The organism is Streptomyces sp. NPDC043996 (assembly GCF_056435225.1).
Genome location: NZ_JBWKEY010000022.1, coordinates 36,875 through 50,076 on the forward strand (window position 1 = coordinate 36,875; position 13,202 = coordinate 50,076).

9 protein-coding genes and 1 pseudogene are annotated in these 13,202 nt (G+C 73.7%); all 10 read left to right on the forward strand.

Annotated elements, in window-relative coordinates; all coding sequences use genetic code 11:
• Positions 1-63 precede the first annotated feature (63 nt).
• On the forward strand, positions 64-1,467 hold the full coding sequence (locus AC07A4_RS39300) for a Gfo/Idh/MocA family protein (protein WP_478608836.1): 1,404 nt from the start codon (positions 64-66) through the stop codon (positions 1,465-1,467).
• 55 nt (positions 1,468-1,522) lie between these two features.
• Complete coding sequence (locus AC07A4_RS39305) at positions 1,523-2,521, forward strand: sugar phosphate isomerase/epimerase family protein (protein WP_478608839.1); 999 nt, start codon at positions 1,523-1,525, stop codon at positions 2,519-2,521.
• A 323-nt stretch (positions 2,522-2,844) separates the two neighbouring features.
• Positions 2,845-5,340: a PQQ-dependent sugar dehydrogenase gene (locus tag AC07A4_RS39310; protein WP_478608842.1), complete on the forward strand. Its 2,496-nt coding sequence runs from the start codon at positions 2,845-2,847 to the stop codon at positions 5,338-5,340.
• A 14-nt stretch (positions 5,341-5,354) separates the two neighbouring features.
• Complete coding sequence (locus AC07A4_RS39315; RefSeq protein ID WP_478608845.1) at positions 5,355-6,797, forward strand: ThuA domain-containing protein; 1,443 nt, start codon at positions 5,355-5,357, stop codon at positions 6,795-6,797.
• A gap of 96 nt (positions 6,798-6,893) precedes the next feature.
• A pseudogene (locus AC07A4_RS39320) lies at positions 6,894-7,349 on the forward strand (inositol-3-phosphate synthase); the annotation flags it as partial.
• Positions 7,350-7,370: 21 nt separating this feature from the next.
• Entirely contained in the window at positions 7,371-8,576 is a 1,206-nt protein-coding gene (locus tag AC07A4_RS39325) for an inositol-3-phosphate synthase (protein ID WP_478608966.1), read from the forward strand.
• A gap of 286 nt (positions 8,577-8,862) precedes the next feature.
• Positions 8,863-10,140 carry an SCO3242 family prenyltransferase gene (locus tag AC07A4_RS39330; protein ID WP_478608969.1) on the forward strand — a complete coding sequence of 426 codons (1,278 nt, stop codon included), beginning with the start codon at positions 8,863-8,865 and terminating at the stop codon, positions 10,138-10,140.
• A gap of 473 nt (positions 10,141-10,613) precedes the next feature.
• On the forward strand, positions 10,614-11,588 hold the full coding sequence (locus tag AC07A4_RS39335) for a sugar phosphate isomerase/epimerase family protein (RefSeq protein ID WP_478608971.1): 975 nt from the start codon (positions 10,614-10,616) through the stop codon (positions 11,586-11,588).
• Positions 11,585-12,352, forward strand: a complete 768-nt coding sequence (locus AC07A4_RS39340) for an EboA domain-containing protein (RefSeq protein ID WP_478608848.1) — start codon at positions 11,585-11,587, stop codon at positions 12,350-12,352. Before AC07A4_RS39335 ends, AC07A4_RS39340 begins: the two co-directional genes overlap by 4 nt.
• Positions 12,352-13,200 (forward strand): TatD family hydrolase, encoded by an 849-nt coding sequence (locus AC07A4_RS39345; protein ID WP_478608850.1) that lies wholly within the window; start codon positions 12,352-12,354, stop codon positions 13,198-13,200. The genes AC07A4_RS39340 and AC07A4_RS39345 overlap by 1 nt, the downstream gene beginning before the upstream one ends.
• The last annotated feature ends 2 nt before the right edge of the window (positions 13,201-13,202 follow it).

The following is a 13,202-nucleotide window of genomic DNA, read 5'->3' on the forward strand; positions in this document are numbered from 1 at the left end:
GCGCGGACGTTTCGCGAAGGACGCGTAGCCCTGAGGGACGCGTTGACCAGGAGGAGTGACCGCATGAGTGAGACGGAGCACGACGCCGGGCAGCGACGTCTGGGCGGGGGCGGGGAACGGCGCCCGGGCGCGGGCAGGGCGCGGCGCCTGGGCGTGGGCATGGTCGGTTACGCGTTCATGGGCGCCGCCCACTCCCAGGGGTGGCGCACCGTCGGACGGGTCTTCGACCTGCCGCTCGCCCCGGCCCTCGCGGCCGTCTGCGGCCGTGACGGCGCCGCCGTGCGGGCCGCCGCCGACCGGCTCGGCTGGGCCGCCGCCGAGACCGACTGGCGCGCGCTCATCGCGCGGGACGACGTCGACCTCGTCGACATCTGCACGCCCGGCGACAGCCATGCGGAGATCGCCGTCGCCGCGCTCGACGCGGGCAAGCACGTGCTGTGCGAGAAGCCGCTCGCCAACACCGTCGCGGAGGCGGAGGCGATGGCGGCCGCCGCCGTCCGGGCCCGCGCCCGGGGGCAGGTGGCGATGGTCGGCTTCAACTACCGCCGGGTGCCCGCGCTCGCGCTCGCCCGCCGCTTCGTCGCCGAGGGGCGGCTCGGCGTGCTGCGGCACGTGCGCCTCGCCTACCTCCAGGACTGGCTCGTCGACCCCGGCTTCCCGCTGACGTGGCGGCTGCGCAAGGACCGGGCGGGCTCGGGGGCGCTCGGCGACCTCGGCGCGCACATCGTGGACCTGGCGCAGTACCTGACCGGCGAGACCGTCGCGGGGGTGTCCGCGCTGACGGAGACGTTCGTGCGGGAGCGGCCGTTGGAGGCGGGTGCGGGTGCGGGTGCGGGTGCGGGTGCGGGTGCGGGTGCGGGTGCGGGCCTTGGCGTTAGCGCGGGGGCGGGTGCCGCCGGCGGTCTCGGTGCGACGGGTGGCGTTGGTGCGGCGGGCGGTGTCGGCGTGGCGGGCGGTGGCGTCGGCGGCGGTGTCGGCGGCGGCGGTGCGACAGGCGGTCCCGGCGCGCCGGGCGTCGGCCAGGTCACCGTCGACGACGCGGCCGTCTTCACCGCCCGCTTCCCCTCCGGGGCCCTCGCCACGTTCGAGGCCACCCGCTTCGCGGCGGGCCGCAAGAACGCGCTCCGCGTCGAACTCAACGGCTCCGCCGGGTCGTTGGCGTTCGACATGGAACGCCTCAACGAACTCGACTTCCACGACCACACCGAACCCGCCGCGTCGTCCGGCTTCCGCCGCATCCTCGTCACCGAACCGGACCACCCCTACCTGGAGGCGTGGTGGCCGCCCGGCCACGCCCTCGGCTACGAGCACACCTTCGCGCACCAGGCCCGCGACCTGCTCCACGCCATCGCCACGGGCACCCCCGCCGAGCCGTCCTTCGCCGACGGGCTCGCGGTGCAGCGGGTGCTCGCGGCCGTGGAGGAGAGCGCGGAGAAGAACTCCGTGTACACGCCGGTGGCCCCGTAGCGGCGCCGCCGCCGAGCCGCAAGGAGTTTCCCGTACCCCCTGAGGAGGCCCGTACATGCCCCGCTCGTTCACGCTCTTCACCGGCCAGTGGGCGGACCTGCCGCTCGAAGAGGTCTGCGCGCTGGCCCGCGACTTCGGCTACGACGGCCTGGAACTCGCCTGCTGGGGCGACCACTTCGAGGTCGACAAGGCGCTCGCCGACCCCGCGTACGTCGACGGCCGCCACGCACTGCTCGACAAGTACGGCCTGAAGTGCTGGGCCATCTCCAACCACCTGGTCGGCCAGGCGGTGTGCGACGCCCTCATCGACGAGCGCCACCAGGCGATCCTGCCCGCCCGCATCTGGGGCGACGGCGACGCGGAGGGCGTGCGCCGCCGGGCCGCCGCCGAGATGGCCGACACGGCGCGCGCCGCCGCGGCCTTCGGCGTGGACACCGTCGTCGGCTTCACCGGCTCCGCGATCTGGCACCTGGTGGCGATGTTCCCGCCCGTCCCGGAACACATGATCGCGCGCGGCTACGAGGACTTCGCGAAGCGCTGGAACCCCGTCCTGGACGTGTTCGACACCGAGGGCGTCCGCTTCGCGCACGAGGTGCACCCGAGCGAGATCGCCTACGACTACTGGACCACGCACCAGGCCCTCGCCGCCGTCGACCACCGCTCCGCCTTCGGCCTCAACTTCGACCCCTCGCACTTCGTGTGGCAGGACCTGGACCCGGTGGGCTTCCTCTGGGACTTCCGGGACCGGATCTACCACGTCGACTGCAAGGAGGCCCGCCGCCGCCTCGACGGCCGCAACGGCCGCCTAGGCTCCCACCTGCCGTGGGGCGACCCCCGCCGGGGCTGGGACTTCGTCTCGGCGGGCCACGGCGACGTGCCCTGGGAGGACGTCTTCCGCATGCTCCGGTCCATCGCGTACGAGGGCCCGGTCTCGGTCGAGTGGGAGGACGCGGGCATGGACCGCCTCCAGGGCGCACCAGAGGCGCTACGCCGCCTGAAGGCCTACGACTTCGAGCCCCCCACGGCGTCCTTCGACGCGGCGTTCGCGCGGTGACGTAGCCCGTCCGGCGAGTATCCAGCCCGTCCGGCGTTTGAGGACGAGGCGCGAAGCGCCAACGCAGTTGAGCGGGGGAACGGGGGCGGCAGCCCCCGGTTTCGGGAAGGGGCGGGCCTGGGGCGCACCGCGAGGACACCCCGGCCCCCCACTTTGTCCCGCCCAAGGAAAAAGCCCCACACAACCCACCCACAAGGACTATCCGCGACGGACAATCATGGCTACCGTCCCTGATGTGTACAGGACATAGCCCCTCCCGGGGTGACGGCGCACCCCGGGCGCCACACACCCCCGCGCACCACCGTCCCCCACCGGAGGACCCCGTGCACAGAACGCGCCCAGGAACCCGAGAGGGCACCCGCAAGGCCCTGGCCCTGCTCACCGGCACCCTCCTCGCCGCCGCCACCCTCACCGTCGCCGCCCCCACCGACCCGGCCCGCGCCGCAGGGGACCCCCAGCCGGCCGCCGCGGCCCCCAGGCCGACCGCCGAGAACTTCCAGCAGGTCACGCTCGCCAAGGGCGAGCCGGAGATGGGCGAGCCCATGACGCTCGCCGTGCTCCCGGACCGCTCCGTCCTGCACACCTCCCGCGACGGCACCGTCCGCCTCACCAACGCCGCGGGCGTCACGAAGGTCGCCGGGAAGATCCCGGTCTACAGCCATGACGAAGAGGGCCTCCAAGGCGTGGCCGCCGACCCGAACTTCCGTAAGAACAGGGCGTTCTACCTCTATTACGCCCCGCCCCTGAACACCCCCGCGGGCGACGCCCCGAACACCGGCACCGCCGCCGACTTCAAGAAGTTCGACGGCGTGAACCGCCTCTCCCGCTTCGTCCTCAAGGCCGACGGCACGCTCGACGCCGCCAGCGAGAAGAAGGTCCTCGACGTCCCCGCGAGCCGCGGCATCTGCTGTCACGTCGGCGGCGACATCGACTTCGACAAGCAGGGCAACCTCTATCTGTCGACCGGCGACGACTCCAACCCCTTCGCCTCCGACGGGTTCACCCCCATCGACGAGCGCCCCACCCGCAACCCGGCGTACGACGCCCAGCGCACCGCCGCCAACACCAACGACCTGCGCGGCAAGATCCTCCGCATCAAGGTCAGGAGCGACGGCTCGTACTCCATACCGCAGGGCAACCTCTTCGCCAGGGGCACCAAGAAGACCCGCGCCGAGATCTACGCCATGGGCTTCCGCAACCCCTTCCGGATGAGCGTCGACAAGCCCACCGGCATCGTGTACGTCGGCGACTACGGCCCCGACGCGGGCGCCGCCAACCCCAAGCGCGGCCCGTCCGGGCAGGTCGAGTTCACTCGCGTGACCAAGCCCGGCAACTTCGGCTGGCCGTACTGCGTGGGCAAGAACGAGGCGTACGTCGACTACGACTTCGCGACCGGCGCCTCCGGTTCCGCCTTCGACTGCGCCGCCCCGCGGAACGAGTCCCCGCACCACACCGGCCTGACCGCGCTGCCGCCCGCGCAGCCCGCGTGGATCCCGTACGACGGCGGCTCCGTCCCGGAGTTCGGCACCGGCTCCGAGTCGCCCATGGGCGGCCCCGTCTACCGCTACGACGCGAACCTGGACTCGCCCGTGAAGTTCCCCCAGGCGTACGACGGGAACTACTTCGCCGGTGAGTTCGGACGGCGCTGGATCAAACGCGTCGACCAGGGCGCGGACGGCACCGTGAAGTCCATCAACGCCTTCCCGTGGAAGGGCACCCAGGTGATGGACATGGAGTTCGGCCCGGACGGCGCCCTGTACGTCCTCGACTACGGCACCGGCTACTTCAACGGCGACGTGAACTCCGCCCTGTACCGCATCGAGAACTCCACCGGCGGCGCCTCGCCCGTCGTCGAGGCCGCGGCGTCGGTGACCAGCGGCCAGGCCCCGCTGAAGACCCAGTTCACCGCCAAGGGCACGGACGCCGACGGCGACGCCCTGACGTACCGCTGGGAGTTCGGCGACGGCACCGCCTCCACCGAGCAGAACCCCAGCCACACGTACGACAAGAACGGCACGTACACCGCGACCGTCACCGCCAAGGACCCCTCGGGCCGCACCGGCACCGCCAGCGCGCATGTGACCGTCGGCAACACCGCGCCCACCGTGAAGCTCGAACTCCCCGCCGACGGGCAGCTGTTCACCTTCGGCGACAAGGTGCCGTTCAAGGTGACCGTCACCGATCCCGAAGACAGCCCTGACGGCACCGTCGACTGCTCCAAGGTCAAGGTCACCCACATCCTCGGCCACGACAGCCACGGCCACCCGGTGACCTCCGCCAACGGCTGCGAGGGCACCCTCCAGACGTCCGCCGACAGCGAGCACGACCCCAACGCGAACATCTTCGGCGTCTTCGACGCCGAGTACACCGACAAGGGCGCGAACGGCCAGCCGCCGCTGGCCACCCACGACCAGAGCGTCACCCAGACCCGGCACCGCCAGGCCGAGCACTACGGCGACTCCAAGGGCGTGAACATCATCAACCACCCCCCGGCGCACGGCGGCAAGACGGTCGGCGACATCCACCACGGCGACTGGGTCTCCTTCAAGCCGTACGTCCTCTCCGACGCCACCAAGCTGACCGCCCGCGTCTCCTCCGCCGGTTCCGGCGGCACCCTGGAGGTCCGCGCGGGCACGGCCGACGGGGCCCTGCTCGGCAGCGCCAAGGTCGACCCGACCGGCGGCTGGGAGACGTTCACGGACGTCAGCACGGCCATCGCGGGCGCGCCCGCCGGGACGACGACGCTCTATCTGGTCTTCAAGGGCGAAGGCGGCGGCGCCCTGTACGACGTCGACGACTTCACCTTCACCACGAGCTGAGAGGGGGTACCGCAATGCGCGCACGAGCACGGCTCACCCTCGCCACGGCGGCCGCCACCCTGCTGATCGGCTGCGTGTCGGGACCGGCGTCCTCGACGGCCGGGGCGGAGCGTTCGGGTCCGGAGGGGCCGGGGGCGAGGCTTTCGGGTCCGGAGCGTCCCGGGCACGGCGAGGACGGCGAGCGCGTCCTGGTCTTCTCCAAGACCGCCGGCTTCCGCCACGACTCCATCCCCGACGGCATCGCCGCCGTCAGGGAACTCGGCGCCGCCCACGGCTTCGCCGTCGACGCGACGGAGAACGCCGGGGCCTTCACCCCGAAGAACCTGTCCCGCTACGACGCCGTCGTCTGGCTCTCCACCACCGGCGACGTCCTGAACCCCACGCAGCAGGGCGCCTTCGAGCGCTACGTCCGCGCGGGCGGCGGCTACGTCGGCGTCCACGCGGCCGCCGACACCGAGTACGACTGGCCCTTCTACGGCCGCCTCGCGGGCGCCCACTTCCAGTCCCACCCGGCGATCCAGCCCGCGAAGATCAAGGTCGAGGACCACGCCCACCCGGCGATGGCCCACCTCGGCGCGGGCTGGGACCGCACCGACGAGTGGTACAACTACCGCTCCAACCCCCGCGAACGCGCCCGCGTCCTCGCCTCCCTCGACGAGTCGTCCTACAGCGGCGGCACCATGGGCGGCGACCATCCCATCGCCTGGTGCCAGGGCTCCGTCGACGGCGGCGCGGGCCGCTCCTTCTACACCGGCGGCGGCCACACCAAGGCCTCCTTCGCCGAACCCGCCTTCCGCTCGCACCTCCTCGGCGGCATCCGCTACGCCCTCGGCACCGCCCGGGCCGACTGCCGCCCCGAGCAGGGCTACGTCCCCCTCTTCGACGGCACGGCCGCCTCCCTGGCCAAGTGGAAACAGGCCGGTCCCGGCTCCTTCGCCCTGAACGCCGACGGCACCCTCACCACCGTCGGCGGCATGGGCATGCTCTGGTACGCCGACCGCTCCTTCGCCTCCTACTCCCTCAAGCTCGACTGGAAGATGACCGGCCCCGACAAGGACGACAACTCCGGGATCTTCGTGGGCTTCCCTCCCTCCGACGACCCCTGGTCGGCCGTCAACAACGGCTATGAGATCCAGATCGACGCCACCGACGTCCCGGAGAAGACGACCGGCGCCGTGTACGGCTTCCAGTCCGCCGACCTCGCCGCCCGCGACAAGGCACTCAACCCGCCGGGGGAGTGGAACACCTACGAGCTCCGCGTCGAGGGCGAACGCCTACGGGTCCTCCTCAACGGCGTCCTGATCAACGACTACACCAACACGGACCCCGCGCGAAGCCTGCGCGACGGCCACGTCGGCATCCAGAACCACGGCGCCGACGACCAGGTCACCCTCCGCGACGTCCGCGTCAAGGAACTGCCCGCCCCCGGGCGCCCGTCCACCGACGGCGCCCCCTGAGCGGCGGTGGGCGGAGGACGCCGGACCTCCGCCCACCGTCTTCCCGCCCTCGCACCGCGAGGGCCGTCCGAGCGTGCCGAACGACAGGAGGCAGCCGTGTCGAGTACTGCAACCACGGGCCCCACGGGGGTGTGGCTGATCGGGGCCCGGGGGTCCGTCGCGACGACGGCCGTCGCGGGCTGCGCGGCGATGGCGGCGGGCCTCCACCCGCCCACCGGCATGGTCACCGAGACCCCGCCGTTCGCGCACGCCGCGCTGCCCGCCCTGTCCTCCCTCGTCTTCGGCGGCCACGACACCGTCGAGTGCCCCCTGCCCAAGCGCGCCGAGCAACTCGCCGCCGGCGGCGTACTGCCCCACGGACTGCCCACAGCCATCCGCGCCGAACTCGCCGCCGCCGACGCCGAGATCCGCATCGGCGGCCCCCTGCCCGGCGACACCCGCACCGACGAGGACCTGATCACCGCGTTCACCTCCGAAATCCTCGACTTCATCCACCGCCGGGGCCTAGCCCGCGCGATCGTCCTGAACGTGGCCACCACGGAACCGGGGCCGTTCCTCACGCCGGGGGCCGCTGTGGCCCCGGGGGCCGCCGTTTCGCCGGGGACTGCCGTCGGTCCGGGGAGTGGTGTTCCGCCGGGTCCCGCCGCCGTCCCGGGGGCTGCCGTCAGGTCGGGGCCCGCTGTCGCTGCGGGGGTCGCCGTTTCGCCGGGGACTGCCGTCGTTCCGGGGAGCGCTGTTCTGCCGGGGGCTGCCGTCAGGTCGGGGCCCGCTGTCGCCCCGGGGGCCGCTGTTCCGCCGGGGACTGCCGTCGTTCCGGGGAGCACCGTCCCGCCGGGGACCACCGTCGTCCCGGGGGCGGCGGTTGCCCCGGGGACCACCGTCACCCCGGGGATGGCGGCTGCCGCGAGTGCGGCGCTTGCCCTGGGTGTGGGGCCTGCTCCGGGTGGGGCGCCTGCCCCGGGCGTGGAGCCTGCCTCGGGTACGGCGGCTGCCCCCGGTGTGGTGCCTGCCTCCGGTGCGGTGCCTGCCTCGGGGGTGGGCGATGCCTCCGAGGCGGGCCACGCCTCTGGGACGGGCCTCGGTTCCGGGGGCGCCCCCGGCGCCCGGCTGCCCGCGAGCTCCCTCTACGCGGCTGCTGCCCTGCGCGCGGGCTGCCCCTATGTGAACTTCACCCCCTCGACCGGCCTGCACCACCCGGCCCTCGCCGACCTCGCCGCCTCCAGCGGCCTTCCCTACGCCGGGCGCGACGGCAAGACCGGCCAGACCCTGCTCCGCTCCGTACTCGGCCCGATGTTCGCCCAGCGCGCCCTGGACGTCCGCGCCTGGTCCGGCACCAACCTTCTCGGCGGTGGTGACGGCGCCGCCCTCGCCGACCCGCACGCGGCCGCCGCCAAGAACGCGGGCAAGGAACGCGTCCTCGCCGACACCCTCGGCGCCGTCCCCCAGGGCGAGGTCCACATCGACGACGTGCCCGCCCTCGGCGACTGGAAGACCGCCTGGGACCACATCGCCTTCGACGGCTTCCTCGGCACCCGCATGACCCTCCAGACCACCTGGCAAGGCTGCGACTCCGCCCTCGCCGCCCCCCTGATCCTCGACCTGGCCCGCCTCCTCTCCGCCGCCCATCGTCAGGGCCTCACCGGCCCCCGCCCCGAACTCGCCTTCTACTTCAAGGACCCCGACCCCGGCGCCTCCTCGTCACTCTCCGACCAGCACACCGCCCTCCTCGCCTTCGCGACCCGGCTCACCGGACGAGATGAGGCCCGACGTGAGCGCTGACATCGGCGAGGGTCCCGGTGATGGGCCGCGTGGTGGGACGGGCCGGTCCACGGGCGGCTCTGGTGGTGGGCTCCCCCGGTGGCTCCGGGGCCGGGGCCGGGTGCGGAGACCCGACGGCGAGGGCGGGACTCGGCGAGCCTCGGGCCAGGGGAGTGGTGAGCACCTGTCCCCGAGCCAGGGAGCCGTACGGCGGGAGGAGCGCCCGGGAGCTGCGTGGCGGTCCCAGAACCGAGGGCGGTCGCGGCCGTCCGGCGTCCGGGAGCAGGCGCGCGCCTGGGCCGAACTCCTGCGCCTTCCAGCCCTGTTCACGGTCCCCGGCGACGCCCTCGCCGGTGCCGCCGCGACCGGACTGCGCCCCGGCCGGGGCACCGCCCTCGCCCTCACCTCCTCGCTCTGCCTGTACGAAGCGGGCATGGCCCTCAACGACTGGGCCGACCGGGACGAGGACGCCGTGGACCGCCCCCACCGCCCGATCCCGTCCGGCCGCGTCGCCCCCGCCGCCGCCCTCACGGCAGCCGTCGCCCTGACGGCCACGGGCCTCGCCCTTGCCGCCCGCGCGGGCCGCCCCGCCCTCACCGTGGCCACCGCCCTCGCGAGCACCGTCTGGGCCTACGACCTCGCCCTGAAGCACACCAAGGCGGGCCCCGCAGCCATGGCCACGGCCCGAGGCCTCGACCTCCTCCTCGGCGCGACGGCAACGGCTACCGCTCCCCGCCGAGGCCACGGCACGCGGAGCCGTGGCATGCGAAGCCACGGCATGCGAAGGCGCGGCATGTGGAGCCACGGCGCGCGGAGCGCAAAGAGTGGCGTGGCGGGAGGTGACGTGGCGGGAAGCGGCGGCGACGGAATGGCCAGAGTCGCCGGTGCCGGTGCCGGTGCCGGTGCCGGTGCCGGTGTGGGCGCGGGCGCGGTTGTGGGCGTGGGTGCCCGCGACAGCGCGGGTGCCAGCGGCTGGAGGCGTCCGGCCGTCGCTCCGAGCGGGGCGATTGACCGCGCGCGCCGGGGAGGCGGCCCCCGCGCCCACCGGCAGAGAGATCCCCGCTCGGGAACGGCACGCATCGCCTCGGCCCTGCCCGCCGCCGCTGCCCTCGCCGTGCACACCCATGCCATCACCTCCGTTTCCCGTCATGAGACCCAAGGCGGTTCCACCGCCGCACCACTGAGCGCTCTCGCCACGACCCTCGCCCTCGCCCACGCGCTGGCCCGCCCGTCCCCGGCTGCGAACGGGTCCCAGCCGCTCCCGGCAGGCCAAGACGCGGCGACTCACCTCCGCCCAGCGAGCACCACCCGCCCACCGTGGCCGCCGGGAGGCCTCGGCACCGCCGAACTCGCCCGCGCGTCCCTCGCCGCCACCTACTTCGCCACGGCCGGACGCGGCTTCCTGCACGCCGCCCTGAACCCCTCACCTCCCTTGACCCAGCGCGCCGTCGGCGGCGGCATCCGCGCCCTGATCCCCCTCCAGGCCGCGCTCGCCGCGCGGTCCGGCGCCTTCGCCAGTGCCCTTCTCACAGTCGTCCTCGCCCCGGCGGCCCGCCGCTTCGCCCGGAGAGTGAGCGTCACATGAACACCCCGGACCAAGGGCCTGGCCCTCACCGCACCGCTCCCCAAGGCACCCCCGCCGAGAGCGGGCAGACCGCAGGCCCCTGGGCTGGGCCCGCGCCAACTAGCGACAGCCCACGCCGAGTTACCCACCCTCGGGACGTCTGGTCTGAGGGCGCTTCCGCCCGGAACGGACCGGCCGCAGATTCTTGGGCCGGGCGTGCGCCGTCTCCTGGCATCCCTGCCCAAGCCGCCCCCACTGAGGGCGCCTGCCCTGCGGACTCCTCTGCTCAGGGCGGACCGGCCACGGGCTCCCAGGCTGCGCACGTGCCAGCCGATGACCTCCCCGCCCAAGTTGTCCACCCTCAAGTTGTCCACCCCCAAGCCGTCCGCTCCCAAGTCGACCGTCTCAAACTCGCCGACCCCCAAGGCGCCCGGTCTGAAGGCACCCGTGCCCAGCACGGACAGCTCACGGTGCACCCCCGAGGCGGCCAGGCCCTGCCCACTGATCGCACCCTCGGGCCGGGCCGCCCACCGCAAGGCGCCCCCGCCCGCCTTCACTTCGGCTACGGCACCAACGGCCTCACCGACCTGCGTCTCGACGACGCCCTCGGCCTTCTCGCCGACCTCGGCTACTCCGGAGTCGGCCTCACCCTCGACCACATGCACCTCGATCCACTCGCCCCCGATCTGGCCGCTCGCACCCGGCGTCTGGCCCACCGTCTGGACCGCCTCGGGCTGACGGTCACCGTGGAGACGGGCGCCCGCTACATCCTCGACCCGCGCCACAAGCACGGCCCCTCCCTTCTCGATCCCGATCCCCAGCGCCGCGCCGACCGCGTCCGCCTCCTCATCCGTGCGGTGCAGGTCGCCACGGATCTCGGCGCCCACGCCGTCCACTGCTTCAGCGGCACCACGCCCGACGGCACCTCCACGGCCACGGCCTGGGACCGCCTCGCCGACACGCTCGGCCCCGTCCTCGACGCCGCCTCCGGCGCACACATGCCCCTTGCCGTAGAACCCGAGCCCGGACACCTCCTCGCCACACTCGCCGACTTCCACCACCTCCGTCGTCTGCTCGGTGACCCCGAGCCCCTCGGCCTGACTCTCGACATCGGCCACTGCCAGTGCCTTGAACCCGACTCACCGGTCGACTGCGTCCGCGCCGCCGCCCCTTGGCTGCGGCACGTCCAGATCGAGGACATGCGCAGGGGCGTCCACGAGCATCTGCCGTTCGGCGAGGGCGAGATCGACTTCCCGCCCGTCCTCCGCGCCCTCGCCGACACCGGCTACCAGGGCCTGACCGTCGTGGAACTGCCCCGCCACTCCCACGCGGGCCCCCGACTCGCGGCCGAGTCCCTGGACTTCCTCCACCGCGCCGCCGACCCGGCACACCTCCGCGCTCCCAGCCCCCTTCCCGCCGCCACCCCGGGCGCGGCCCCGGAGGCCTCATCCCAAGGAGGAACCCCGTGACCGACACCCATGCAGTCGCCGACCTCCGCTCCCGCCTCGAAGCCGGTCTCGACGGCGGGGCCCGCGCCTGGCTCGACCAGGCCACCGCCGAAGCCACCGAGCACCGGAACGCGCACCGGGACACACACCGGGACACACACCGGGACACACACCGGGACACACACCGAGACGAGCACCAGGACGACCAGCTCGTAGGTGCGCCTCCTTGGGAGCTGCGCTTCGCCGAAGCGGGCCGCCGCTGTGGAGCCGCACACGCGGATGCCGCCCGCCTGCTCCTGCTGCACACCGCCCGCGCCGACACGGCCACCCTCGCCCGGCTCTACCACCAGGGCACCGCCGCCGAACGCCGCGCCATCCTGCGCGCCCTGCCGCTCCTGGTGCCCGGCCCCACCGCGCTGCCGCTCGTCGAGGACGCCCTGCGCACCAACGACACCCGTCTCGTCGCCGCCGCCCTCGGCCCGTACGCCGCCGCCCACCTTCCCCCGCACGCCTGGCGGCACGCCGTCCTCAAGTGCCTGTTCACCGGCGTACCCGTGGACACCGTCGCCGACCTGGAGGACCGCGCCCGCGCCGACGCCGAGCTGGCCCGCATGCTCGCCGACTACGCGGACGAACGCACCGCCGCGGGCCGCGCCGTCCCCGGCGATCTGCACCGCGTGCTCGCCCTGGCCGCGCCACCAGAACCCCCTGACCGCCCCGCCCCGGCGGCGCCCGCCACCGCCGCGGCCCAGTCGACCCCCACCGGCGAGGAGCAGGAGTCCTGATGCGCATCTTCGACCCGCACATCCACATGACCTCCCGCACCACCGACGACTACCAGGCCATGCACGCCGCGGGCGTGCGCGCCGTCGTCGAACCCTCCTTCTGGCTGGGGCAGCCGCGCACCTCGGCCGCGTCCTTCGTCGACTACTTCGACTCCCTCCTCGGCTGGGAGCCCTTCCGCGCCGCCCAGTACGGCATCGCCCACCACTGCACCATCGCCCTCAACCCCAAGGAGGCGAACGACCCGCGCTGCACCCCCGTCCTCGACCTGCTGCCGCGCTATCTGGTGAAGGACAACGTCGTCGCCGTCGGCGAGATCGGCTACGACTCGATGACGCCCGCCGAGGACTCGGCGTTCGCGGCCCAGCTCCAGCTGGCCGCCGACCACGAGCTGCCCGCGCTGGTGCACACCCCGCACCGCGACAAGCTCACGGGCCTGCGCCGCACCCTGGACGTCGTCGCCGAGTCCGCGCTCCCCGCGGACCGGGTCCTGATCGACCACCTCAACGAAACCACCGTCAAGGAAGCCAAGGACGCGGGCTGCTGGCTCGGCTTCTCCGTCTATCCGGACACCAAGATGGACGAAGATCGGATGGTCGCGATCCTGCGGGAGCACGGACCCGCGCGCGTCCTCGTCAACTCGGCAGCCGACTGGGGCAAGAGCGACCCGCTCAAGACCCGCAAGGTCGGCGACGCGATGCTTGACGCCGGATTCACCGACGACGACGTCGACCGCGTGCTGTGGCGCAACCCCGTCGCCTTCTACGGGCTCAGCGGCCGCCTCGACCTCGACGTCGTGGACACCGCCACCACCCACGAGGGCAACTCCATCCAGCGCGGAGGGGCGTGACC

Excerpts from the sequence above, each read along its gene's own strand:
- AC07A4_RS39300 (WP_478608836.1), top strand. The coding sequence starts at position 64 with ATGAGTGAGACGGAGCACGACGCCGGGCAGCGACGTCTGGGCGGGGGC.
- AC07A4_RS39305 (WP_478608839.1), top strand. The coding sequence starts at position 1,523 with ATGCCCCGCTCGTTCACGCTCTTCACCGGCCAGTGGGCGGACCTGCCG.
- AC07A4_RS39315 (WP_478608845.1), top strand. The coding sequence starts at position 5,355 with ATGCGCGCACGAGCACGGCTCACCCTCGCCACGGCGGCCGCCACCCTG.
- AC07A4_RS39345 (WP_478608850.1), top strand. The coding sequence starts at position 12,352 with ATGCGCATCTTCGACCCGCACATCCACATGACCTCCCGCACCACCGAC.